The 22,331-nt window shown below is 62.9% G+C and carries 23 protein-coding genes and 2 pseudogenes; 11 read left to right on the forward strand and 14 right to left on the reverse strand.

Features of this window, described 5'->3' with window-relative positions; genetic code table 11:
• The first annotated feature begins 112 nt into the window (after positions 1-112).
• A complete protein-coding gene (nhaR, locus tag FX984_RS20575) occupies positions 113-1,015 on the forward strand; it encodes a transcriptional activator NhaR (protein WP_027603159.1) in 903 nt (300 codons plus the stop codon).
• 4 nt (positions 1,016-1,019) lie between these two features.
• Here the strand turns inward: nhaR and FX984_RS20580 are convergent, their stop codons facing one another.
• Positions 1,020-2,177, reverse strand: coding sequence for an MFS transporter (locus tag FX984_RS20580; RefSeq protein ID WP_027603158.1), 1,158 nt, complete (start codon positions 2,175-2,177; stop codon positions 1,020-1,022).
• A 232-nt stretch (positions 2,178-2,409) separates the two neighbouring features.
• Between FX984_RS20580 and sstT the strand changes: the two genes are divergently transcribed.
• Positions 2,410-3,630 carry a serine/threonine transporter SstT gene (sstT, locus tag FX984_RS20585; RefSeq protein WP_027603157.1) on the forward strand — a complete coding sequence of 407 codons (1,221 nt, stop codon included), beginning with the start codon at positions 2,410-2,412 and terminating at the stop codon, positions 3,628-3,630.
• Positions 3,631-3,694: 64 nt separating this feature from the next.
• Here the strand turns inward: sstT and FX984_RS20590 are convergent, their stop codons facing one another.
• Positions 3,695-4,204, reverse strand: a complete 510-nt coding sequence (locus FX984_RS20590) for a DUF1993 domain-containing protein (RefSeq protein WP_027603156.1) — start codon at positions 4,202-4,204, stop codon at positions 3,695-3,697.
• Positions 4,205-4,377: 173 nt separating this feature from the next.
• Between FX984_RS20590 and FX984_RS20595 the strand changes: the two genes are divergently transcribed.
• Positions 4,378-5,028: a YceH family protein gene (locus FX984_RS20595; protein ID WP_027603155.1), complete on the forward strand. Its 651-nt coding sequence runs from the start codon at positions 4,378-4,380 to the stop codon at positions 5,026-5,028.
• A 60-nt stretch (positions 5,029-5,088) separates the two neighbouring features.
• Here FX984_RS20595 and FX984_RS20600 read toward each other — a convergent pair whose 3' ends face one another.
• Entirely contained in the window at positions 5,089-5,907 is an 819-nt protein-coding gene (locus FX984_RS20600) for a shikimate 5-dehydrogenase (RefSeq protein ID WP_146478354.1), read from the reverse strand.
• Between the two features lie 156 nt (positions 5,908-6,063).
• Between FX984_RS20600 and FX984_RS20605 the strand changes: the two genes are divergently transcribed.
• The 3 genes from FX984_RS20605 (at position 6,064) to FX984_RS20615 (ending at position 7,119) form a co-directional block, all read left to right on the forward strand.
• Positions 6,064-6,417 (forward strand): hypothetical protein, encoded by a 354-nt coding sequence (locus FX984_RS20605; protein WP_027603153.1) that lies wholly within the window; start codon positions 6,064-6,066, stop codon positions 6,415-6,417.
• 233 nt (positions 6,418-6,650) lie between these two features.
• The gene (locus FX984_RS20610) at positions 6,651-6,845 is read left to right on the forward strand and encodes a hypothetical protein (RefSeq protein WP_027603152.1); all 195 of its coding nucleotides are present in this window, start codon (positions 6,651-6,653) and stop codon (positions 6,843-6,845) included.
• Positions 6,846-6,936: 91 nt separating this feature from the next.
• Entirely contained in the window at positions 6,937-7,119 is a 183-nt protein-coding gene (locus FX984_RS20615) for a hypothetical protein (RefSeq protein ID WP_027603151.1), read from the forward strand.
• Positions 7,120-7,122: 3 nt separating this feature from the next.
• On the opposite strand, the gene FX984_RS20620 is transcribed toward FX984_RS20615, so the two are convergent.
• Positions 7,123-8,190, reverse strand: a complete 1,068-nt coding sequence (locus tag FX984_RS20620; protein ID WP_108574784.1) for an AI-2E family transporter — start codon at positions 8,188-8,190, stop codon at positions 7,123-7,125.
• A 161-nt stretch (positions 8,191-8,351) separates the two neighbouring features.
• Between FX984_RS20620 and trhP the strand changes: the two genes are divergently transcribed.
• The gene (trhP, locus tag FX984_RS20625) at positions 8,352-9,671 is read left to right on the forward strand and encodes a prephenate-dependent tRNA uridine(34) hydroxylase TrhP (protein ID WP_108574785.1); all 1,320 of its coding nucleotides are present in this window, start codon (positions 8,352-8,354) and stop codon (positions 9,669-9,671) included.
• Here trhP and FX984_RS20630 read toward each other — a convergent pair.
• The 6 genes and pseudogenes from FX984_RS20630 to FX984_RS20650 form a co-directional block, all read right to left on the reverse strand.
• Positions 9,668-10,876: a pyridoxal phosphate-dependent aminotransferase gene (locus FX984_RS20630; RefSeq protein WP_146478353.1), complete on the reverse strand. Its 1,209-nt coding sequence runs from the start codon at positions 10,874-10,876 to the stop codon at positions 9,668-9,670. The two genes, trhP and FX984_RS20630, sit on opposite strands and share 4 nt — an antisense overlap.
• Positions 10,873-11,532, reverse strand: a complete 660-nt coding sequence (locus tag FX984_RS20635) for an RraA family protein (RefSeq protein WP_098479943.1) — start codon at positions 11,530-11,532, stop codon at positions 10,873-10,875. Before FX984_RS20635 ends, FX984_RS20630 begins: the two co-directional genes overlap by 4 nt.
• Positions 11,529-12,197 carry an RraA family protein gene (locus FX984_RS20640; protein ID WP_092359612.1) on the reverse strand — a complete coding sequence of 223 codons (669 nt, stop codon included), beginning with the start codon at positions 12,195-12,197 and terminating at the stop codon, positions 11,529-11,531. The genes FX984_RS20635 and FX984_RS20640 overlap by 4 nt, the downstream gene beginning before the upstream one ends.
• 101 nt (positions 12,198-12,298) lie before the next feature.
• Positions 12,299-13,120 carry a methyl-accepting chemotaxis protein gene (locus tag FX984_RS33230; protein WP_371856068.1) on the reverse strand — a complete coding sequence of 274 codons (822 nt, stop codon included), beginning with the start codon at positions 13,118-13,120 and terminating at the stop codon, positions 12,299-12,301.
• Positions 13,121-13,156: 36 nt separating this feature from the next.
• Positions 13,157-13,978, reverse strand: a pseudogene (locus tag FX984_RS33235) (cache domain-containing protein); the annotation flags it as partial.
• 61 nt (positions 13,979-14,039) lie between these two features.
• Positions 14,040-15,359, reverse strand: coding sequence for a Na+/H+ antiporter family protein (locus tag FX984_RS20650; RefSeq protein WP_186511929.1), 1,320 nt, complete (start codon positions 15,357-15,359; stop codon positions 14,040-14,042).
• A gap of 1,381 nt (positions 15,360-16,740) precedes the next feature.
• Between FX984_RS20650 and FX984_RS33240 the strand changes: the two are divergent.
• Positions 16,741-16,887 (forward strand): annotated as a pseudogene (locus FX984_RS33240) (HAMP domain-containing protein); the annotation flags it as partial.
• 102 nt (positions 16,888-16,989) lie between these two features.
• On the forward strand, positions 16,990-17,745 hold the full coding sequence (locus tag FX984_RS33245) for a methyl-accepting chemotaxis protein (protein ID WP_371263343.1): 756 nt from the start codon (positions 16,990-16,992) through the stop codon (positions 17,743-17,745).
• A gap of 67 nt (positions 17,746-17,812) precedes the next feature.
• Here the strand turns inward: FX984_RS33245 and FX984_RS20660 are convergent, their stop codons facing one another.
• The 4 genes from FX984_RS20660 to FX984_RS20675 are packed head-to-tail and all read right to left on the reverse strand — an operon-like array spanning position 17,813 to position 20,410.
• The gene (locus FX984_RS20660; RefSeq protein ID WP_146478351.1) at positions 17,813-19,132 is read right to left on the reverse strand and encodes a sensor histidine kinase; all 1,320 of its coding nucleotides are present in this window, start codon (positions 19,130-19,132) and stop codon (positions 17,813-17,815) included.
• Entirely contained in the window at positions 19,129-19,797 is a 669-nt protein-coding gene (locus tag FX984_RS20665; RefSeq protein WP_027603141.1) for a response regulator transcription factor, read from the reverse strand. The genes FX984_RS20660 and FX984_RS20665 overlap by 4 nt, the downstream gene beginning before the upstream one ends.
• Positions 19,797-20,108 carry a PepSY domain-containing protein gene (locus FX984_RS20670; protein WP_027603140.1) on the reverse strand — a complete coding sequence of 104 codons (312 nt, stop codon included), beginning with the start codon at positions 20,106-20,108 and terminating at the stop codon, positions 19,797-19,799. The genes FX984_RS20665 and FX984_RS20670 overlap by 1 nt, the downstream gene beginning before the upstream one ends.
• Positions 20,108-20,410: a PepSY domain-containing protein gene (locus FX984_RS20675; protein WP_027603139.1), complete on the reverse strand. Its 303-nt coding sequence runs from the start codon at positions 20,408-20,410 to the stop codon at positions 20,108-20,110. The genes FX984_RS20670 and FX984_RS20675 overlap by 1 nt, the downstream gene beginning before the upstream one ends.
• A 194-nt stretch (positions 20,411-20,604) precedes the next feature.
• Between FX984_RS20675 and FX984_RS20680 the strand changes: the two genes are divergently transcribed.
• Together FX984_RS20680 and queD are read left to right on the forward strand one after the other, a co-directional pair.
• Positions 20,605-21,684: a patatin-like phospholipase domain-containing protein gene (locus FX984_RS20680; protein ID WP_146478350.1), complete on the forward strand. Its 1,080-nt coding sequence runs from the start codon at positions 20,605-20,607 to the stop codon at positions 21,682-21,684.
• A gap of 76 nt (positions 21,685-21,760) precedes the next feature.
• A complete protein-coding gene (gene queD, locus FX984_RS20685; RefSeq protein ID WP_003237990.1) occupies positions 21,761-22,117 on the forward strand; it encodes a 6-carboxytetrahydropterin synthase QueD in 357 nt (118 codons plus the stop codon).
• The last annotated feature ends 214 nt before the right edge of the window (positions 22,118-22,331 follow it).

The raw sequence follows: 22,331 nt of genomic DNA on the forward strand, positions 1-22,331 counted from the left end.
TTGGGTCCAAATAGTGGCCCCGCGATAGCGAGGCATTCTATGCAGGCAAACAGTTCAGGAAAATTCGTATTTTTCTCGCGTATACTTCGGTTTTTACGAAGTGATGATCATCATGCTCAATTACCGACAGTTGCATTACTTCTGGGTAGTGGCCAAGACCGGCAGCATCGTGCGCGCCTGCGAGCAGTTGAACCTCACGCCCCAGACCATCAGCGGGCAGATCAGCCTGCTGGAGCAAACCTACGGGATTGCGCTGTTTCAGCGGGTAGGCCGCCAGCTTGAACTCACCGAAGCCGGGCGCCAGGCCCTGCCCTATGCCGAACAGATGTTCCAGACCGGCAATGAACTGGAGGCGATGCTGCGCGCGCAGCCCAATGAGCAACAGATCCTGTTTCGGGTCGGGGTGGCGGATGTGGTGCCCAAGTCCATCGTGTACCGGCTGATCGCACCGACCATGGAATTGAGCGAGCCGCTGCGCATTACCTGCCGGGAAGACAAACTCGAGCGTTTACTGGCCGACCTGGCGATCCAGCGCCTGGACCTGGTGATCTCCGACAGCCCCATGCCCTCGCACCTGGATATCAAGGGCTACAGCCAGAAACTGGGGGAATGTGGCATCAGTTTTTTCGCCACCCAGGCATTGGCTGACAGGTACGCCGGTGACTTCCCACAGTGCCTGCACGGCGCGCCCCTATTGATCCCCGGCGCGGAAACCGTAGTGCGCAGCCGTTTGCAGCGCTGGTTTGCCGAGCAGCAGATCCTGCCCAGGATCATCGGCGAGTTCGATGACAGCGCCTTGATGCAGGCCTTTGGCCAATCCGGCAGCGGGATCTTTATCGCGCCCAGCGTGATCGCCGATGAAGTAGTGAGCCAGTACGGGGTGGCGTTGATTGGCCAGACCGATGCCGTCACCGAGTCGTTCTACGCGATCTCGGTGGAACGCAAGGTCAAGCACCCCGGCATCGTGGCGATTACCGAAGGTGCACGGCGTGAGTTGTTTACCGCCCTGCCCTGAGCGTTCAGGCGTTGGACGCGACCGCTGGCCTGGCGGTCATCAGCCACAGCGCCAGCAGCATCGACACCAGGATAAACCCGGAAGCGGCAAAGCCCAGGCTGCCGAGGCCGAGGGTGTCGATCACATGCCCGCCGACCATGGCCCCCAGGCCAATGCCCAGGTTGGCCCCGGCGATATTCAACGACGCCGCAAACGCCGGCGCATGGGGTGCGGCCTTCATCAACCGCACATGGCTGACCAGGAACAGCGCCGCCTGGGTCACGCCCCACACCGCCATCGCCGCCGCCAGGCCGACCGTGGAGTGGATCGCCGGTACCAGCGCGACCATGCCGGCGATCATGAAACCGCAGAACACCATGGAAGCGATCAGCGGGTGACGGTCCACCGCACGCCCGCCCAGGGAGTTGCCGATCAGCCCCACTGCGCCAAAGCCCATCAGGCACCAGCCCACCAGCGTGCCGTCGAAACCGGCCAGGCGCTCAAGGATGTCCGCCAGGTAGGTATACGCCGTGAACATGCCGCTGAATACCAGGACCGACAACAGGATATGGCCTTGCATCAGCGGGTTGCGCAGGATCTTGAACTGCGAGCGCAACGACACCTGGTCGTTCTTCGGTTGGGTCACCGGCAGGTAGATAAACAGCAGCAAGGCCTTGGCCAGTGCGACCACGGCGAGGATCGCAAACGCGGCGCGCCAGCCGAACATATCGGAAATCAGCGTGCCCACTGGAATCCCGAACACCGTGGCGCAGACGATGCCGAAGCCGATCTTTTCGATGGCGCGCCCGGCGTATTCGGGGCCGACGATATCCACTGCGGTTTCACTGGCCAGGGCCCAGAACACCGGCAGGCCCAGGGCCGGGATCAAGCGCGCCAATGCCATCACCCAGATATTCGGCGCCAATGCGGCCACGGTATTGGCCACGCCGAACAGGAGCAGGATGCTGATAAACAGACGCTTGCGGGGGAAACGGGCGCAGTAAGCCGTCAGAAACGGACCAAAGGCCGCCACGGTAAACGCAAACAAGGTCACCAGCAGGCCGGCCTGGGACACGCTGACGTTGAGGTCCCGGGCAATGGACGGCAACAGGCCGACGATAACGAATTCTGTGGTCAGCACGGTAAAACCGGCGGCCGACAGCAGCAGGATGGGAAACAGCATGAAAACTCCAGAAACGGCGACATCAACGACAGCCCGAAGGGCCCGCTGACGGAGAGGAAAGGTGAGAGGGCAGAATCTTAACAGAGTATGTCCGGCTTTTGCGAAGCCCCGGCGACCCAATGCCGCAGCGGCCGGGACAGGTCCAGCGGCATGCTAGACTTCGCGCCCTGCTTCCTACAGCCCTTTCCGCCTGCATTGCTGTGCCCTTAAAAAAACTAGAGACAACCTTCATATGACTGCTGCCCCTTCCCTTTTCCAACGCCTGGCCCGCATCAGCCTGGTCACGCAAATCGTCATCGGCTTGATCGCCGGCATCCTGCTGGCCCTGCTCTTGCCGGAGGCGGCCAAGGCCACCGGGTTTATCGGCAAGGTATTTGTTGCCGCGCTCAAGGCCGTGGCGCCGATCCTGGTGTTTGTGCTGGTGATGGCGTCGATCGCCAACCATAAACACGGCCAGGAAACCCATATCAAGCCGATCCTGTTCCTGTACCTGCTGGGCACCTTTGCCGCCGCCGTGGTGGCGGTGATTGCCAGCATGTGGTTTCCCTCATCGCTGGTGCTCGCTACCCATGACGCCACCGTGAGCGCTCCCGGCGGCATCGGCGAGGTCTTGCAAAGCCTGCTGTTGAGCGTGGTGGACAACCCCATCAGCGCACTGATGAACGCCAACTTCATCGGCATCCTGGCCTGGGCCATCGGCATGGGCATTGCCATTCGCCATGCCGGCGAAACCACCCGCACGGTGCTCGACGACCTGTCCAACGGTGTGACCCTGATCGTGCGCGTGGTGATCCGCTTCGCCCCGCTGGGTATCTTCGGCCTGGTGGCCTCGACACTCGCCACTTCGGGCTTCGGCGCCCTGCTCGGCTACGCCCACCTGCTGGTGGTGCTGATCGGCTGCATGCTGTTCGTGGCACTGGTGGTCAACCCGGCCATCGTGTTCTGGAAACTGCGCCGCAACCCGTTCCCGCTGGTGCTGATGTGCCTGCGCGAAAGCGGCATCACCGCGTTTTTCACCCGCAGCTCCGCAGCGAATATCCCGGTGAACCTGGCCTTGAGCAAACGCCTGGGCCTGCATGAAGACACCTACTCGGTGTCGATTCCACTGGGTGCCACGATCAACATGGCCGGTGCTGCGATCACCATCACCGTGTTGACCCTGGCGGCCGTGCACACCCTCGGCATTGCCGTGGACCTGCCGACCGCCGTGCTGCTCAGCGTGGTCGCGGCGATCTGTGCCTGCGGCGCGTCGGGTGTGGCCGGCGGCTCGCTGCTGCTGATTCCCCTGGCATGCAGCCTGTTCGGTATCCCCAGCGAAATCGCCATGCAGGTGGTGGCCGTAGGCTTCATCATCGGCGTGTTGCAGGATTCGGCGGAAACCGCGCTCAATTCGTCCACCGATGTGCTGTTTACCGCGGCCGCGTGCCTGGGCAAGGAAGAGCAGTCGGCTTAAGCGCCAGGCGTAAAAAAGCCCGGGGTGGTTCAGGAATGAACCACCCCGGGCTTTTTTTCGAGCCTTAGAAAGCGCCCATGTAGTCCCGCTTGCCCACTTCCACACCGTTGTGACGCAGCAAGGCGTATGCGGTGGTGACGTGGAAGAAGAACTGCGGCAGGCCGTAGGTCAGCAGGTAGGACTGGCCGCTGAAGCGCTTCTCTTTCGGCGTGCCTGGGCGGGTAATGATCTCGATGCCTTCCTTGCCGTCGACTTGCTCGGGCTTGATGGTGTCGACAAACGCCAGCACCTTGGCGATCAGCGCTTGCAGGTCGGCGAAGGTGACTTCGGTATCTTCGTATTTCGGCACTTCGATCTCAGCCAGGCGTGCGGAAACGCCCTTGGCGAAGTCGACGGCGATCTGCACCTGGCGCACCAGTTGGAACATGTCCGGGAACAGGCGTGCTTGCAGCAAGGCGTTGGGTTCGATGTTCCTGGCGGTGGCGTGGGCTTCGGCTTTGTTCAGCACATCGCTCAGGGCGCTGAGCATTTGCTTGAAGACGGGGATGGAGGCGGCGTACAGGGAAATAGTCATGGCAGTCTCATGGGTAATGGCAGGGTTGGAACCAGCGGCGATTATAGACACGCCAGGCGCTTGTCTTTTATTTTTTCCGGCTTAGGCTAGGCGGGGGCGTTCTCAATTAGTTTCCCCGCCGCGCTGGGGAAACTAATTGAGAGCGCCCCCATTCACAGCATAGGGAAAGCGCGATGACCGCCGAGCACGACACCGACACCCCTGAGCCGCGCCTGAACAGCACGGAAATTCGCGTCCTGGGTTGCCTGATCGAAAAACAGGCGACCAACCCGGAAACCTATCCCCTGACCCTCAACGCCCTGGTCCTGGCCTGCAACCAGAAGACCAGCCGCGAGCCGGTGATGAACCTGAGCCAGGGCCAGGTTGGCCAGAGTCTGCGTGCGCTGGAAGGCCAAGGCTTCACGCGCCTGGTGATGGGCAGCCGCGCCGACCGCTGGGAGCATCGCGTGGACAAGGCGCTGGAACTGGTGCCGGCCCAGGTGATCCTGACCGGGCTGATGTTCTTGCGTGGGCCGCAGACGGTCAACGAACTGCTGACCCGCAGCGGGCGCATGCATGACTTCGAGGATGCCGAGCAGGTGGTGCACCAGTTGGAGCGCCTGATCGCCCGCGGGCTGGCGCTGCTGGTGCCGCGCCAGGCAGGGCAGCGGGAAGATCGCTATACCCATGCGCTGGGGGATCCGGCGGACATCGAGGTGATTATCGCGGCGCGGGGAAGCCCGGTGGAGCGCTCTGCCGGCGCAGTCTCGCTGGATCGTATCGAAGAGCTTGAAGCACGAATTGCAGCTCTGGAAGAGCGATTGGCGCAGCTGGAACAGGCCTGACACGGTCAACCAGTGTGGGAGGGGGCTTGCTCCCTCCCACATTTAGAGCAGCAGCGGCCTTCAGTTGCGGGCGAAGGCTACTGCCGCCTGGAACTGTTCATCCTTAGGCCGCACGCCGGTGTACAGAACGAATTGCTCCAACGCCTGGATCGCAATCACCTCCAGCCCAGTGATCACCCGCTTGCCTTTGGCCCGTCCACGCACGATCAGCGGCGTTTCGGCGGGGATCGCCACCACATCGAAGACAGTGTCCGCGGCATCCACGGCATCCGCGTCGAACGCCAGGGCATCCGCCTCGGCCCCGCCGGTCATGCCGATGGGGGTGACGTTGATCAGCATCTGCGGGCGCAAATCGCCCAGTTCCGCCTGCCACTCATACCCCAGGTTCTGCGCCAGCGCCCGGCCTGCCGCTTCGTTACGCGCCACGATCACACCATTGGCGTAACCGCCATCCCGCAAGGCGCTCGCCACGGCCTTGGCCATACCGCCGCTGCCACGCAGGGCGAAGGTCGAATCCTGCGGCACGGCGTGTGTCTTGAGCAATTGTTCGACGGCGATGTAGTCGGTGTTGTAGGCCTTGAGATGGCCATTGGTATTGACGATGGTATTCAGGGAGTCAATGGCTTGAACCGAATCGTCCAGTTCGTCCACTAAGGCAATGGCGGCCTCCTTGAAGGGCATGGACACCCCGCAACCCCGGATGCCCAACGCGCGGATACCACCTATCGCGCCGGGTAAATCCTGGCTGCTGAAGGCTTTATAGTAGAAGTTCAGCCCCAGCTGTTCGTACAAGTGGTTATGAAAACGCAAGCCAAAATTCCCAGGGCGGGCCGACAGCGACATGCACAGTTGGGTGTCCTTGTTGGGGTGCATCTGCATGGATAACTCCTTTGAGTAAGCAAATCGGTACAGACCTTACACAACCTTTACCTAGCGGCCGTGCTGTTTTTCAGAAATACGTTGTCTTAAAAGTATCCCCGCGACATTACTTGAGTCTATTGATTGCAGACCACAAGCGCAGGGGCTAACCGAGGAATGACCATGATTCGTACAATCCCCAAGATCGCCTTGCTGGTAGGTGCACTCGCTATGGCAGGCCAAGCCTCCGCCCATGGTGGTGGATGGGGTGGCCCAGCCGTCTTGGGTGCCCTGGTCGGCGCCGCCGTAGTGGGCTCCGTGGTGGCCAGCCAGCCCCGTGAGGTCTATGTGCAGCAGCCGGTCTACGTGCAACCGCAGCCGGTGTATGCCGCGCCGCCGCCCGTCTACTACGCACCACCGCCACCGGTGTACGTGCAGCAGGAGGTTTATTACCGCCCGGCGCCGGTCTATTACGGCCCACCGCGTGGCTACTATGGCCCGCCCCACGGCTATTACCGCCGCGGCTGGTAAGTCTCAACCGTCAGCTATGCAACAGGCCTCGCCCACCCGCGGGGCCTTTTCTTGTGGGTAACGTCCGGATTTATCCTGCCAAGGTCGCTCTGAGGACAATGACCGGGCTGCAATCCCACATGATTAAGGTCGAAAGTCTACTTGCCCGAACGGGGCTCACGCTGTCATGTTTGTGTCACGCCACACTCCCACTATCAATCCTGTCCACTCCATAACAACAAGGACGACTGACCATGCCCACACAAAATCCGCACCGCACCGCTGGCCTGTGTACGTCCAGCAAGGTCTACAGCGCCCTCACGGAGCTCAAGCACCTGGAAGGCCACCGCAGCGCCAAGTTCCTCGCGCTGCTGGCGGAAAACCTGGTGCACAAAGGCCTGCTTAATGAGCAGGAAGTGGTGAGCATGCTCGATCAAGTGGTCGACTGAGGCCTTTTGTTGATGTCGACTATCGAGCCAGATGATTTTTCCTGAGCGCCTGTGCCCCGTAAGGTGACCTCCATAGCGATTGGAGGTCCTTATGCCCACTGTTCAAATCATGTCCGTCATCGGCAGCGCCGTCCCTGCCCCGCTTCGAGAGCTGGGTTTATTGGCTTGCTGGTACGTGGTGCGCGACGGCGAAGCCATCAGCGGCCCGCTCACTTCCCTGTCTGACGCCGAAAAACAACTGCAGCAAGCCTCGAACTTCCGCCTGCACGCCTGAGACTCAAGGCAACGGCAACTTGACCCGCGGCTTGCTCTCGACAAACAACGCCCAGCTGGACATGAACAGCGCCGCCACCAGCGGCCCGATCACGAACCCGTTGAGGCCGAATACCGACAGGCCGCCCAGGGTCGAGATCAGGATCAGGTAGTCCGGCATCTTGGTGTCCTTGCCCACCAGGATCGGGCGTAATACGTTGTCCACCAGGCCGATCACAAACACGCCGAACAGGCCCAGCACCACACCCTGCCAGATCGAACCGCTCAACAGGAAGTAGGCGGCCACCGGCCCCCACACAATGCCCGCGCCCACGGCCGGCAGCAGTGATAGAAACGCCATCAGCACCGCCCAGAGCAACGCACTGGGAATGTCCAGGAACCAGAAGATCAAACCACCCAGCGCCCCCTGGGTTACGGCCACCAGCACATTGCCCTTGACCGTGGCGCGCACCACCCGATTGAACTTGAGCTGCAACCGACGCTTCTGCGGCTCGGCCAGCGGCACCGCTGTGCGGACCTTGCGCACCAGTTCCGGGCCGTCGCGCAGCAGGAAAAACAGCAGGTACAGCATGATGAAAAAACTCACCAGGAAATCAAACGTGCCCTGGCCGAAGCTGAACGCCTGGGTCGCAAAGAACTGGCTGCCCTGCATCGCACTCTTGACGATCTTCTCGCGCAGCCCTTCCAGGTTGCCCATGCCGAAGCGGTCCAGCAGGTGCTGGAAGTACGGCGGCAGGAAGTTCTTGAACTGCTCGATATAGCCGGCCACGTCCAGCTTGCCGCTCTCGACGTTTTTGTACAGCGTGGCGCCCTCTTGCACCAGCAACGCGCTGGTAATGATCACCGGCAGGATCGCGATCACCAGGCACACCATCAAGGTGGCCAGGGACGTCAGGTTGCGGTTCCAGCCGAAGCGCTGCTGCAGGCGACGTTGCATCGGCGCAAAGATGATGCCGAGGATCACCGCCCAGAACACTGCACCGTAGAACGGCAGCAATATCCAGATAAAGGCGATGGTCACCAGGGCCAGCAGGAGCAGCAGGGTCTTGAATTGCAGGTTGGTTTGATTCATGTCCGATCCATGTCAGAAAAGCAGGCCGCGCATGTGCGTCCAGCTGCTTAGTCCACCGCAAATCCCGGGAGTGCCATCTTTGTTGCGGTAAGCGTAGACCCAGATCAATAAAGCCCGGTACACGTTGGGCTACGCTCGCGGCCTTTTGCGACCCGATCCCCATGCCTCTCGTCCTTGCCCCCGAACTGCTCGCCCCCGCCGGCACCCTGAAAAACATGCGCTACGCCTTCGCCTACGGCGCCGATGCGGTCTACGCCGGCCAGCCGCGCTACAGCCTGCGGGTGCGCAACAACGAGTTCGACCACGCCAACCTCGCGCTCGGCATCCAGGAAGCCCACGCGTTGGGCAAGCGGTTCTACGTGGTGGTGAACATCGCGCCACACAATGCCAAGCTCAAGACCTTCCTCAAGGACCTCGCCCCGGTGATCGCCATGGGCCCGGATGCGCTGATCATGTCCGACCCGGGCCTGATCATGCTGGTGCGCCGGCACTTCCCGATGATGCCGATCCATCTGTCGGTGCAGGCCAATACGGTGAACTGGGCCAGCGTCGAGTTCTGGCAGCAGCAAGGGATTTGCCGGGTGATCCTGTCACGGGAGCTGTCCCTGGAAGAAATCGACGAGATTCGCCAGCAGGTACCGGCCATGGAGCTGGAAGTGTTTGTCCACGGTGCCTTGTGCATGGCCTATTCCGGGCGCTGCCTGCTCTCGGGCTACATGAATAAACGTGACGCCAACCAGGGTACCTGCACCAATGCCTGCCGCTGGAAATACCAGGCCACCCCGGCGGTGGAAAACGCCACGGGCGATATTGTCCAGGTGTATCAACCGGAACCCACACTGGGGATCGGCGCGCCCACCGACCAGGTGTTCCTGCTGCAGGAAGCCAACCGCCCCGACGAACAGATGCCCGCCTTCGAAGATGAACACGGCACCTACATCATGAATGCCAAGGACCTGCGCGCCGTGCAGCATGTGGAGCGCCTGACCCACATGGGCGTGCATTCGCTGAAGATCGAAGGCCGCACCAAATCGCATTTCTACTGCGCCCGCACGACCCAGGTGTACCGCCAGGCAATCGATGATGCCGTGGCCGGTCGTGCGTTTGACCGCAACTTGATGACTGACCTGGAATCCCTGGCCCAACGCGGCTACACCGAGGGCTTCCTGCGCCGCCACGTGCACGACGAATACCAGAATTACCAGAACGGCAGCTCAGTGTCCGAGCGCCAGCAGTTTGTCGGCGAATTGACCGGCGAGCGCCGCGGCGAACTGGCCGAGGTCAAGGTGAAGAACCGCTTTGCCGTGGGTCATCACCTGGAGCTGATGACCCCCGCCGGCAACTTCCACTTTGACCTGGCCAGCCTGCACAACGCCAAGGGTGAAGCCATCGATGTGGCGCCGGGAGATGGACACACGGTGTATGTGCCCCTGCCGACCGAAATGGACCTGCGCTTCGGTTTGCTGATGCGCGACGTCTAACGGGTCGCAGCGCAGAACCGGTGGATCGCCTCGCAGGCCTGGCGCAACGAGGCGTCGTCCAACGCGTAGGCGATGCGCAGGTACGGCGCCAGCCCGAACGCACTGCCGGGCACCACGGCCACATGGGCTTCGTCGAGCAAGGCATCGGCCACGTCTTCGTCGGTATGCAGCCGCTTGCCGGCCGGCGTGGTGCGGCCCAGCAGGCCGGCGCAGGACGCAAAGGCATAGAACGCACCGTCCGGGTTCATGCATTCCAGCCCCGGGCTGGCGTTCAGCAAGGCCACCACCAGGTCACGGCGCTGCTCGAATAACGCCCGTGACTGCTGGATAAAGTCCTGCGGGCCGGTCAATGCAGCAATCGCGGCCTGCTGGGAAATCGCACTGGCCCCCGACGTCTGCTGGCCCTGGAGTTTTTCCATGGCGGCCAGCAACCAGCGCGGGCCGGTGGCGAAGCCGATGCGCCAGCCGGTCATGGCATAGGCCTTGGACACGCCATTCATGGTCAGCACCCGTGGCGCCAGGCGCGGCTCGACTTGCGCCAGAGTGTGGAAGGTTTGCCCGCCGAACAGCAAGTGCTCGTAGATATCGTCCGCCAGCACCAGCACATGGGGATGTTTCAACAGCACCTGCGCCAGGGCCTGCAACTCCAGCCGGCTGTACACGGCGCCGGTCGGGTTGGACGGTGAGTTGAGGATCAGCCAGCGCGTGCGGGGGGTGACCGCCTGCTCCAGCGCCGCCGCGGTCAGCTTGAACCCCTGCCGGGCGGCGCACGGCAAAATCCTTGCGGTACCGCCGCACAGTTCGACCATTTCCGGGTAGCTGACCCAATACGGCGCGGGCACGATCACCTCGTCGCCTGCATTCAAGGTGGCGGCCAGGGCGTTGTAGATCACATGCTTGCCGCCGTTGCTGACCAGGGTGTCCTGCCAGGTGACGTCCAAGCCGTTTTCGCGACGGAACTTCTGCGCCACGGCTTCACGCAACGCTCGCACTCCGGCGACCTGGGTGTAACGCGTATGGCCGTTGCGGATCGCATCGATACCTGCCTGGCGGATGTGTTCCGGGGTGTCGAAATCCGGCTCCCCGGCACACAACGAGATGATGCTTGCGCCCTCGGCGCGGCGTGCGGCCACGCGGTCGATGATACGGTAGGTGGCAGACGGTCGGGCCTGGGCCAGGCGCGTGTTCAGGCGTTCAATGGTCATGCGTCCTTCCTCTGCAAGGTGTGATAGCCCAAAGACTCACGCGCCTGCCTGAGTGTCCTGCCGGCCTCGATCTGCGCGCGGATCCGGGCTTCCACCGCCTCGATCTGCCGGGCCGTAAGCGCCACCTCCTCGGCACGGGCACGCGGCACCACCAGTACGCCATTGGCGTCGGCCACCACAATGTCCCTTGCACACACGCGCGCGCCGCTGATCGCCACCGGCTGGTTCACCGCCAGCACTTCCACACGGTCCTTGCCGGTGCGCATGTAGCGGCCCTTGGTGAACAACGGATAGCCATCGCCGAGGGCTTTGCTGACATCCCGGCACACCCCGTCGATCACCGTAGCGGCAATGCCCCGGCTGCCTGCGTACTGGGTCATGATGTCACCCCACACCGTGCAATCGCTGCGCCCGGCGTTGGCGATAACCACCACATCCCCCGGCAGCACGTCTTCGATAAAGTCACCGACCGAGCCCGGCGGCATACTCGCCGGGACGTATTGCACGGTAAACGCCGGGCCCACCACGGTGCCCCGGTAGTTATCCAGCGGTGCGATGCCCAGGCATTGGCCGGCAATCCCGAGTTTATCCATGGCATCCGACACACCCGGTGTATCGAGCCCGGCAAACAGGGCGACAAGGTGTTGATCGTTCATCGGGCAGGCTCCACGCGGATGGCTTCGAAATGGCTGTCGTGCATCACATCGGCCACCGAGCGGCCGCTGCGCACGGCCTCGACCATGCCGGCTTCACGGGCGGCGATGCGCTCGCCCAGGTCCAGCACCTGCTCGATAACGGCAGCGGGGATGAACACCGTGCCGCAGCGGTCGGCAATCACGAAGTCGTCCTCCGACACGTTCACACCGCCCACGCTGACAGTGACGCCGGAATCGACCTGCACCACCCGATTGCGCGCGCTGATCATGGTGACCCCACGGCCATAGACCGGGTAGCCGATGGACGCACTGCCGTCGATATCGCGACTGCAACCGTCGATCACCGAGCCACGAATGCGCCTGGCCACGGCGGCATTGGCGATGATGTCGCCCCAGCAGGAGATCCCCTCCAGCCCACCGGCGATCACCAGCACACGGTCGTCGGTGGTGATCGCGTCGATCACCGGGGAAATCAGGTGCACGGCGGGCGCGGCGTCAGTCTTGGGCGCCAGCTTGACCGTGCTGGCCCGGCCCACCACCTTGGGGCAGTCCCACAATGGGCGGATGCCCACCACTGCGCCCGGCAGTTGCAGGAAATCCAGTGCGTCGGAGACCGTATTGGTGTCGAGTTCAGCCAGGCGCTGAAGCGGGTCGGGAAGTAGCATGAGGTGAGCCCCTGTGGTGAGTGGGGCTCAAGTCTCACTGAGGGGCGGTGATAGGTATATTCGTATTAACGGTGGATAACCATACGCTCAACCTATGAGAATCAGATCCTGAACTGGCCGACCAATTGGCCCAAGCGTTGGCCCAGATCCGCCAGACTGCGCGACGTCTGGGCGCCCAACTGGGTTTCATCGGCCACGCTGTCCACCGCCACGGCGATCTGATGCACACTGCGGTTGATCTCTTCGGCAACGGCAGTCTGTTCTTCGGCGGCGCTGGCAATCTGCGCGTTCATCGAGTTGATGGTGCCGATCAACTGGGCCATGGTGTCCAGGGACGCCCCGGCTTCGTTGGCCTTGGCCGAGGTGCCGTCGCCGGCATCGCTGGAGCGGCGCATGGCATCCACGGCCGCCTCGGTGCCTTTTTGCAGGCGGTCGATCATGCCCTGGATTTCCTGGGTGCTGGTTTGCGTGCGGCTGGCCAGGGCGCGCACCTCGTCGGCGACCACGGCAAAACCGCGCCCGGCCTCCCCTGCCCGCGCGGCCTCGATCGCCGCGTTGAGGGCCAGCAGGTTGGTTTGTTCGGCAATCGAGCGGATCACGCCGAGCACGCTGACAATCGACGACACGTCCTGCTGCAGGCTGTCGAGGGACACACCGCTGCTGCGGATGTCATTCACCAGCGCATGGATCTGCGCAATGCTGCCGTCCACCACGCGCTTGGCGGCCTGGCCTTCGGCGTCGGTCTGTTGCGCGGCCACGGAGGCGCCCTGGGCACTGCGCGCCACTTCTTGCGCTGCGGAGGACATCTGGTTGATGGCGGTGGCCACCTGGTCGGTCTCGTGACGCTGGCGTTCCATGGCCTGCTCCGAGCGCTGGGCCTGGTCGGACACCTGGCTGACCAGGCCGGTAAGTTGGGTGGTCATCTCGGTGATCTGGCGCACCAGGCCGTGGATCTTGTCGACAAAGCGGTTGAACGCGCCGGCCAGGTCGCCCAGTTCGTCCTGGCTGGTGATGGCCAGGCGGCGAGTCAAATCGCCTTCACCGGCAGCGATGTCGTCGAGGTTGGCTTTCATCAAATGCAGCGGGCGCAAAATGGTGTTGGCCAGCAGCATGCCGACGGCGGCGATCACCAGCAACACCACCACGGCCACGCCGAGGATGCTCAGCAGCACGCCTTCCATGCGTGTTTTCACTTTGGCTTCGACCACCGCCACCTGGGCTTCGATGCCATCCAGGTTCACCGAGGTGCCGATAACCATGTCCCACTTGGGCAGGTATTCGGTGTAGCCCATCTTGGGCACCAGTTCGGTCTGGCCGGGCTGGGTCGAGCTGTATTGCAGGTAGTGGGTGCCGTCCTTGCCGACCTTGACCAGGTCGCGGTTGACGTAGACACCGTTGGGATCACGGTTGTCCTTGAAGCTCTTGCCCACGCCGTCGGGGCTGTTGCCTTTGAACAGGCGGATGGTCTCGGAGTCGTAGCCGAAGAAGTATCCGTCCTTGCCATAGCTGGTGTTGGACAGCAGCTTGACCACCTCGGCCCGCGCCGCAGTATCGCCGGGGGCGGCCGCGTCATAGAGCGGCTTGATGGTGGTCATGGCCACTTCCACATAACTTTGCAGGGTGGCCTTGGCGTTGTTGAGCAGGCGCTGGCGGGTTTCATCCACCTCGTTGCGCGCCTGGCCCTGGAGGATCCACACGGTGGTCAGGCTGATGACCACGGCGAACAGCAACACCGGCACAACGGCGAGGGACAGGACTTTGGCCTTCAGGCTCAGACGCATGGCTTTTCTCTCTTATTGGGCGACTTGAGAGGTTATCGGCCAGCGCCTGTGAATCTGTAGATCAGAGCGTCATCGCCGCCAACCAGCCAAACGCCAGCAACGGAAGGTTGTAGTGCAGGAACGTCGGCACCACGGTGTCCCAGATATGGTGATGCTGGCCGTCGATATTCAGGCCGGAGGTCGGGCCGAGGGTGGAGTCCGAGGCTGGCGAACCGGCATCACCCAGCGCCCCGGCGGTGCCGACAATGCACACGATGGCCAGCGGGCTGAAGCCCAGTTGCACACACAGCGGCACGAAAATCGCCGCCAGGATCGGCACCGTGGAAAACGACGAGCCGATGCCCATGGTCACCAGCAGCCCCACCAGCAACATCAACAACGCCCCCACCCCACGGCTATGGCCGATGAACGCCGCCGAGGTTTCCACCAGCGAGCGGACGTCGCCGGTGGCCTTGAGCACTTCGGCAAAGCCTGACGAGGCGATCATGATGAAGCCGATCATCGCCATCATCTTCATGCCTTCGGTGAACAGGTCGTCGGTGTCGCGCCAGCGCACGATGCCCGAGACCGAGAAGATCAGGAACCCGGCCAGGGCACCGATGATCATGGAGTCCAGCCACAACTGGATGATGAACGCCGAGGCAATCGCCAGGCCGGCCACCAGCAGGGTCAGCGGGTTGTACTGCACCGCCACTTGCTCGACCCGTTCGATTTTCTCCAGGTCATACACGCGCTTCTTGCGGTAGCTGATAAACACCGCCACCAGCAGCCCGACCACCATGCCCAGCGCCGGCAGGCTCATGGCGTGGGTGGCGTTGACCTGGCTGATGTCCACGCCGCTCTTGGCCACATTGGCCAGCAGGATCTGGTTGAGGAAGATATTGCCGAAGCCCACCGGCAGGAACATGTACGGCGTGATCAGGCCGAAGGTCATCACGCAGGCGATCAGGCGGCGGTCCAACTGCAATTTGGTCAGCACATACAACAGCGGCGGCACCAGCAACGGGATAAATGCGATATGGATCGGCAGGATGTTCTGCGACGCAATCGCGACCACCCACAGCAGGCCGATCAGCAACCATTTGACGTGGTTGCCGCCGCTGGCTTCCTGACGGTCGACCAGCAGCAAGGCCTTGTCCGCCAGGGCGTGGGCCAGGCCGGACTTGGCAATCGCCACGGCGAAAGCGCCGAGCAAAGCGTAGGACAAGGCCACGGTCGCCCCCCCTCCCAAGCCACCGTTGAACGCCTTGAGCGTGGCCTCGATGCCCAGGCCACCGGTCAGGCCGCCCACCAGGGCGCCGACAATAATGGCGATGACCACATGCACGCGGGACAGGCTGAGTACCAGCATGGTGCCGACCGCGGCGATGACTGCGTTAATCATGGTTACCTCAAGCAGAAACATACAAAACAGGCATGCCCGCGCCCGGGCGGCCATCGGATGGCAGCCGGCGTGCAGGCTTGAAGGTGGTCTTATTAGAGGGCGCGCACTGTGCAGCAGGTCGCGCCCCATGTCAAAAAACGGCGCCGCTTTCAGGTTTAAATTGATCGTTTGAATAAAGAAAATGCCAGATCGGCCGATAACCGGGCTCTATGTGTTTTCAGGTAAGGATGTACCGATGTCCCTCAGACAGCTCTCCATTCAATGGAAAATCACCCTGCTCGCCGGCCTGTGCCTGCTGGGGATCGTGACCCTGCTGGTGGGTTTGTCGTTGTACCGCATGGCGCAGAGTTCCGAGCAGGTCAAGGCTTCCAGCATGCAGATGCTCGATGAAGCGGCCCAGGCTCGCATCGAGGCCCAAGGTGAGGTGCAGGCCGCGGGCATCCGCCGGCAATTCATGGACGCCTACCAATATGGGCATGGGTTTTCCCGCCAGGTCCTGTTCCTGCGTGAGCAAGCCGAAAAACGCTTCCTCGACGCCTTCGACACCCGCGAAGACCTGACCCGCCAGGTCAAGGCCGCCCTGCAGGCCAATCCGGAACTGCTGGGGCTGTCCCTGGTATTCGAAGCCAATGCACTGGATGGCAAGGATGAGTTGTTCGCCGGCCAGGCCGAACTGGGCAGTAATGACAAGGGCCGCTTCGCCCTGTACTGGTCGCAGCCGACGCCGGGCACGCTGACGTCGATGGCACTGCCGGAAAGCGACATGTCCGACACGCGCGTCGGCCCCAGCGGCGAACCGGCCAACGCCTGGTTCACCTGCCCGCGCAGCACCCTCAAGCCGTGTGTGATCGAACCGTACTTTTATGTGATCGACGGGCAAAACGTGCTGATGACCAGCATCGTGTTTCCGTTGACGGTCAATGGCAAGGTGATCGCTTCGCTGTCGGTGGACATCAACCTCAACAGCCTGCAGGCCGTGAGCCAGCAGGCCAGCCAGAAGCTGTATGACGGCCAGACCCAGGTCAGCATCCTCAGCCCCACCGGTCTGCTTGCCGGCTACAGCGCGGACGCCAGCCAGTTGAGCAAACGCCTGGATCAGGTCGATAGGCAAAACGGCGCGCAATTGATCAGCGCCCTGGCCGGCGGGACACAGACCCGCAGCCTGCGCACCGACCATCAACTCAAGGTGCTGGCGCCGTTCGCGCCGATTCCCGACGGCAAGCCATGGGGCGTATTGCTGGATGTACCGGAAAAAGTCCTGATGGGGCCGGCTGAAGCACTGAAGGCCCAGATGGACGCCGATAATACCCGCGGCACCCTGCTGGAATTGGGCCTGGGCCTGCTGGCCGCCGTGATCGGCCTGATCCTGGTCTGGCTGATGGCCCGCAGCGTGACCCGACCGATCCTCGGCGTGGCCCATATGCTTGAAGACATCGCCAGCGGCGAAGGCGACCTGACCCGCCGCCTGGCGTATGACAAACAGGACGAACTGGGCCAGCTCGCCGGCTGGTTCAACCGTTTCCTCGACAAGCTGCAACCCATCATTGCCGAAGTCAAACGCTCGGTGCAGGACGCCCGTGGCACCGCCGACCAGTCCGCCGCGATTGCGACGCAAACCAGCGCCGGCATGGAGCAGCAGTACCGCCAGGTCGACCAGGTGGCCACCGCCTCCCACGAAATGAGCGCCACCGCCCAGGACGTGGCCCGCAGCGCCGCCCAGGCGGCCCATGCCGCGCGGGATGCCGACCAGGCTACCCGCGACGGCCTGACAGTGATCGACCGCACCACCACCAACATCGGCCAACTGGCGGCCGATATGAGCACCGCCATGGCCCAGGTCGAAGGCTTGTCCGCCAACAGTGAGAAGATCGGCTCCGTGCTCGAAGTGATTCGCGGCATCGCCGAGCAAACCAACCTGCTGGCGCTCAACGCGGCAATCGAAGCCGCCCGCGCCGGTGAGGCCGGCCGCGGGTTTGCCGTGGTCGCCGACGAGGTACGCAACCTGGCACGGCGGACCCAGGAGTCGGTGGAGGAAACCCGCCTGGTGATCGAACAATTGCAGAGCGGCACCGAAGAGGTTGTCGGTTCCATGGGCAACAGCTATCGCCAGGCCCAGGGCAGTGTCGAACAGGTCGGCGAGGCCGTTACCGCCCTGCGCCAGATCGGCGATGCGGTCACGGTCATCAGCGACATGAACCTGCAAATCGCCAGCGCCGCCGAAGAGCAAAGCGCGGTGGCCGAAGAGATCAACCACAATGTGGCGACCATTCGCGATGTGACCGAGTCGTTGTCGGAACAGGCCAATGAGTCGGCGCGGGTGAGCCAGGCGTTGAACAGCCTGGCGAATCAGCAGCAGGGGTTGATGGACCAGTTCCGCGTCTGAGGGTCGCAGGCAGTCCAATGTGGGGGGGCCACAGAAAGCCCCCTGCCACATTTTGATCTACGGTGTGTCAGCCATGGCGCTTGGGTAACTCGATCAGCGCCTTGAGCCCGCCCAGTTCGCTCTCCTGCAACTGCAACACCCCGCCCCACACCTCGACAATGTCGCGCACGATCCCCAGCCCCAGGCCATGGCCGTCGATCTGTTCGTCCAGGCGTGCACCGCGGCTGAAGACCTGGTCACGCTGGGCCTCGGGAATCCCGGGACCGTCATCTTCCACCGCCAGCAGGTAAGCATGCGGCGTCTCGCTGACGCTCGCGCGCACCTCCGCATCCGCCCATTTGCAGGCGTTGTCCAACAGGTTGCCGAGCAGCTCCAGCAGGTCTTCGCGGTCCCAGGGCAGTTGCAGGCCAGGCGCGACGTGGTAACTGAGGTCCAGGTGTTCGCCATGGATCATGCTCAAGGTGGCGAGCAGGCCGGGCAGTTCTTGTTCACAGTCGAACAAGGCACCCGGCAGGGTCTCGCCGGCCAGCCGGGCGCGATTGAGTTCACGGTTGAGGCGTTGTTGCACCTGCTCCAATTGCTCGCGCAGCAGTTTGCTCAGTTCGGGGTGATCCTTGAGCGCCTCGCTCGAGGCGGCGCTCAACAGCACCGCCAGCGGGGTTTTCAGCGCATGCCCAAGGTTGCCGAGGGCATTGCGCGAACGTTTGAGACTGTCTTCGGTGTGGGCCAGCAGGTGGTTGATCTGGGCGACCAGTGGCTCCAGTTCCAGCGGCACCTGGGTGTCGAGTTGCGAGCGTTGGCCTTGTTGCAGTTGGGCGATCTGGTTACGCGCGTTTTCCAGCGGGCGCAAGGCACGACGCACGGTGACTCGCTGCAAAAACAACACCAGCAGCAGTGCCGCCAGCCCCAACACCAGGCCGATCCGACGCATCAGGCGAAAACTTTCCCGCACCGGGGTGTAGTCCTGGGCCACGCTGATGGAAATCGATTGGCCAAAGCGTTTGTAGTCCGAACGCAGGACCAGCAATTGCTGGCCTTCGGGGCCCAATTGCAGGTTGCCCTTGAGCCCGGCCTCGGGCAGTCGGGGCAATTCCTGGTCCCACAGCGAGCGGGAGCGCCAGTGAGTGTCGGCAAAATCGATGCGGAAGTAATGCCCGGAAAACGGCCGCTGGTAGGCCGGCGACAGGCGCTGCTCATCCAGTTGCACACCGTTGGGCCCGCGTACCAGGGCGACCAGCAGGTTCTCGGCATCGTTGCGCAACCCGGCTTCCAGGTAGCGTTGCAAACCGGCCTCGAACAACCACAGGCTGGTTTGCGCCAGCACCACGCCGACGATCACCATCACGCTGATCAGGCCCAGGCTCAGGCGGCGCTGAATCGACTTCATGCAGGGCTGGCGCCAAACCGGTAGCCCTGGCCGCGCCGGGTTTCGATCACACTGCGCCCGAGTTTGCGGCGCAGGTGGTTGACGTGCACTTCCAGTACGTTGGAGTCGCGCTCGGTCTCGCCGTCGTACAGGTGCTCGGCCAGGTGGCTTTTCGAGAGGATCTGTTCGGGGTGCAACATGAAGTAGCGCAACAGGCGAAATTCTGCGGCGGTCAGTTGGATCTCGTCGCCATCGCGCAGCACGCACTGGCGGCCTTCGTCCAGGTGCAGGCCGGCAGCCTGCAAGGTGGGTTGGTTGGCCTGCCCGTGGGAGCGGCGCAACAGCGCCTGGATGCGCAGGTGCAGCTCTTCGGGGTGAAAGGGTTTGCTCAGGTAATCGTCGGCACCGGCCTTGAGCCCTTCGATACGCTCGGCCCAGGAATCGCGGGCGGTGAGGATCAACACCGGGGTGGCCAGTGCGGCGGCGCGCCATTGCGCCAGCACCTCAAGGCCGGGCAAACCGGGCAGGCCGAGGTCGAGGATGATCAGGTCGTAGGGTTCGCTGCGGCCCTGATACGCAGCGTCACGGCCGTCGGCCAGCCAGTCGACGGCATAACCCTGGCGCTGCAGGCCGGCCAGCAGTTCATCGGCCAAGGGTACGTTGTCTTCCACCAGGAGCAGGCGCATCAGTCTTCCTCATCTTTGATCAGTACACCGTTGGTGGCGTCGAGTTTGATCTCGCGCACCACGCCGTCGGTGGTCACCAGTTCCACTTCGTAGGCATATTGGCCATGCTTTTTCTCAAGCTCGGCTTCCAGCAGGCGCGAGCCGGGATACCGCGCCATGGCCTGCTGCAACAGTTGCTCCAGAGGCAGGATCACCCCCTGCTGGCGCAGCGCCAAGGCTTCGTCCTGGTTGAGGTCGCGGGCCTGCAAGCCTGAGCAGAACACCACCAGCACCAACGCCACTCGACTGCCGGCGCGTAAATTTACCTTCATTACGTATCCTGATGATTCTTGAGAACCTGCCCGGTGAGCGCGTCCAATTCGACCTCCCATTCAATGCCGTCGGCATCTTGCAGTTCGACTTCATAGACATACTTGCCGTAAGCCTCGTCCAGGTCGGTGTCCAACAGCGTTGAACCGGGGTGCAGGGCCTGGGCTGTGGCTTCGAGCTGGTCGAACGCGACAATTGTAACAGTGGCGGGCACGGTCAGTGGTTTGTCAGGGTCCACGGCTCCGGCCTGGGTCGCCGTGGAGGCGATGATAGCGGCGGCGACCAGAGCAGTGAGGCGTTTCATGATGAGTCTCCGTTACACGATGTTTTTCCTACACCGGCCACGGTAGCGGCTGCAACTTAACTGAAACTGAATTGCCACCATGGCAATTTCCAGCAGCCGCGACAGGCTACGATGCTTATTCAGGATTCACGCGGTATCGTTAGCGTTTTTCGCGAGCACGCTTGCACCTGCACCTCGCTTCAACAGAGACCGGTATGACAGCCATCCATATCAAGTTCCCCGCCCTGACCCTCAAGGCCGGCAAACGCGCCTTTGCGCGCATTCGTGAACAAGGCCTCAAGCCTGCGGATGTCGGCATACTCCCCGGTGCGGCCGGCGGCCCCAAGGCGCTGGGGATCCAGGGCCTGGACCTGGCGCTGTTCAGCGACTGGCTGCCGCGCGCACCGCGGGAGCGGGCGTTGATCGGCGCATCGATCGGTTCCTGGCGGTTTGCCAGCGCCTGCCTGCCCGACCCGGTGCAAGGCCTGCTGGACCTCGGCCGCCTGTACAACGAACAACGCTTTGCCAAAGGCGTGACCATGGCCGAAGTCAGCCGCAGCTGCCAGCGCATGCTCGACGACCTGCTGGCCGGCCGCGATGCACGGGTGCTGGACAACCCCGACTACCGGCTGAACATCATGGTGGTCAAGAGCCACGGCCTGCTCGCCGATGACCACCGCGGGCGCCTGGGTTTGGGCCTGTCCTCGGTGATTGCCGACAACCTGCGCGGCCGTGCGCGACTGGCGCGGCATTTCGAGCGGCTGATCATCCACGACCCGCGCCAGGCACCGCCGGTGCACCCGCTGAAGGATTTCCCCTCGCGCTTCCTTGCGCTGGACATGGGCAACCTGCGCCAGGCATTGCTGGCGTCCGGGTCGATCCCCATGGTGATGCAAGGCGTGCGCGACCTGCCCGGAGCCGGCACCGGCACTTACCGCGACGGCGGCCTGCTGGACTACCACCTCGACCTGCCCTACCACGGCGACGACATCGTGCTGTACCCGCACTTCACCGACCGGGTCATCCCCGGCTGGTTCGACAAGGGCCTGCCATGGCGGCGCAGCAACCCGCACGGCTTGCAGGATGTGTTGCTGCTGGCGCCATCCAGGGACTACCTGGCCCGCCTGCCCCACGGCAAACTGCCGGACCGCAGCGACTTCAAGCGCTTCATGGGCGACGACCCGAGCCGCAACAAGTACTGGCAAACCGCGATGAGCGAGAGCCGACGGCTGGGGGATGAGTTTCTACAACTGGCCGATAACGGTGGCCTGGGCGAGCGCTTGCAGGCGCTTTGACCCAGCGGTATGCGCGGCATGGGATCAAGCTGTTAAACTCGCCGCCTGCCAGATACCTGACCGAGCTGAAAATACTGTGGAAATCTTCAAAGAGTTTACCTTCGAGTCCGCCCACCGCCTGCCCCACGTACCGGAAGGCCATAAGTGCGGGCGCCTGCATGGGCATTCGTTCAAGGTGGCGATCCACCTGAGTGGCGACCTGGATCCCCATACCGGCTGGATTCGTGACTTCTCGGAGATCAAGGCGATTTTCAAGCCGCTCTACGAACGCCTCGACCACAACTACCTCAATGACATCCCAGGCCTGGAAAACCCTACCAGCGAAGTGCTGGCCAAGTGGATCTGGACTGAACTCAAGCCGCTGCTGCCGGAGCTCAGTGCGATCCGTATCCACGAGACCTGCACCAGTGGCTGCATCTATCGCGGCGAGTAAGCCTGCACTGTTAAAAAACCACTCTTGCGGTTAATGCCAGTCAGTTAAGGAGGAACACTGTAACTGTGGTGAGCGGGCTTGCCCCGCGTTGGGCTGCGCAGCAGCCCTAAAACACAGTCCCGTGCAGCGCTCTTATTGGGGCTGCTGCGCAGCCCAACGCGGGGCAAGCCCGCTCGCCACAGGTTACTGTTTGCCCGTTCTATCTCTTAACTGA

It is taken from the genome of Pseudomonas marginalis, assembly GCF_008692035.1.
Taxonomy (GTDB): Bacteria; Pseudomonadota; Gammaproteobacteria; order Pseudomonadales; family Pseudomonadaceae; genus Aquipseudomonas; species Aquipseudomonas marginalis.

Coding starts and splice junctions, on each gene's coding strand:
- FX984_RS20600 (WP_146478354.1), bottom strand. CDS start 5,907: ATGCAGATGCACCCCAACAAGGACACCCAACTGTGCATGTCGCTGTCG.
- FX984_RS20620 (WP_108574784.1), bottom strand. CDS start 8,190: ATGAATCAAACCAACCTGCAATTCAAGACCCTGCTGCTCCTGCTGGCC.
- FX984_RS20640 (WP_092359612.1), bottom strand. CDS start 12,197: ATGCTACTTCCCGACCCGCTTCAGCGCCTGGCTGAACTCGACACCAAT.
- FX984_RS20635 (WP_098479943.1), bottom strand. CDS start 11,532: ATGAACGATCAACACCTTGTCGCCCTGTTTGCCGGGCTCGATACACCG.
- FX984_RS20680 (WP_146478350.1), top strand. CDS start 20,605: ATGACAGCCATCCATATCAAGTTCCCCGCCCTGACCCTCAAGGCCGGC.
- sstT (WP_027603157.1), top strand. CDS start 2,410: ATGACTGCTGCCCCTTCCCTTTTCCAACGCCTGGCCCGCATCAGCCTG.
- nhaR (WP_027603159.1), top strand. CDS start 113: ATGCTCAATTACCGACAGTTGCATTACTTCTGGGTAGTGGCCAAGACC.
- FX984_RS20630 (WP_146478353.1), bottom strand. CDS start 10,876: ATGACCATTGAACGCCTGAACACGCGCCTGGCCCAGGCCCGACCGTCT.
- FX984_RS20660 (WP_146478351.1), bottom strand. CDS start 19,132: ATGAAGTCGATTCAGCGCCGCCTGAGCCTGGGCCTGATCAGCGTGATG.
- FX984_RS20590 (WP_027603156.1), bottom strand. CDS start 4,204: ATGACTATTTCCCTGTACGCCGCCTCCATCCCCGTCTTCAAGCAAATG.
- FX984_RS20610 (WP_027603152.1), top strand. CDS start 6,651: ATGCCCACACAAAATCCGCACCGCACCGCTGGCCTGTGTACGTCCAGC.
- FX984_RS20665 (WP_027603141.1), bottom strand. CDS start 19,797: ATGCGCCTGCTCCTGGTGGAAGACAACGTACCCTTGGCCGATGAACTG.
- FX984_RS33245 (WP_371263343.1), top strand. CDS start 16,990: ATGGAGCAGCAGTACCGCCAGGTCGACCAGGTGGCCACCGCCTCCCAC.
- FX984_RS33230 (WP_371856068.1), bottom strand. CDS start 13,120: ATGACCACCCAACTTACCGGCCTGGTCAGCCAGGTGTCCGACCAGGCC.
- FX984_RS20580 (WP_027603158.1), bottom strand. CDS start 2,177: ATGCTGTTTCCCATCCTGCTGCTGTCGGCCGCCGGTTTTACCGTGCTG.
- FX984_RS20595 (WP_027603155.1), top strand. CDS start 4,378: ATGACCGCCGAGCACGACACCGACACCCCTGAGCCGCGCCTGAACAGC.
- FX984_RS20675 (WP_027603139.1), bottom strand. CDS start 20,410: ATGAAACGCCTCACTGCTCTGGTCGCCGCCGCTATCATCGCCTCCACG.
- FX984_RS20605 (WP_027603153.1), top strand. CDS start 6,064: ATGACCATGATTCGTACAATCCCCAAGATCGCCTTGCTGGTAGGTGCA.
- trhP (WP_108574785.1), top strand. CDS start 8,352: ATGCCTCTCGTCCTTGCCCCCGAACTGCTCGCCCCCGCCGGCACCCTG.
- FX984_RS20615 (WP_027603151.1), top strand. CDS start 6,937: ATGCCCACTGTTCAAATCATGTCCGTCATCGGCAGCGCCGTCCCTGCC.
- FX984_RS20670 (WP_027603140.1), bottom strand. CDS start 20,108: ATGAAGGTAAATTTACGCGCCGGCAGTCGAGTGGCGTTGGTGCTGGTG.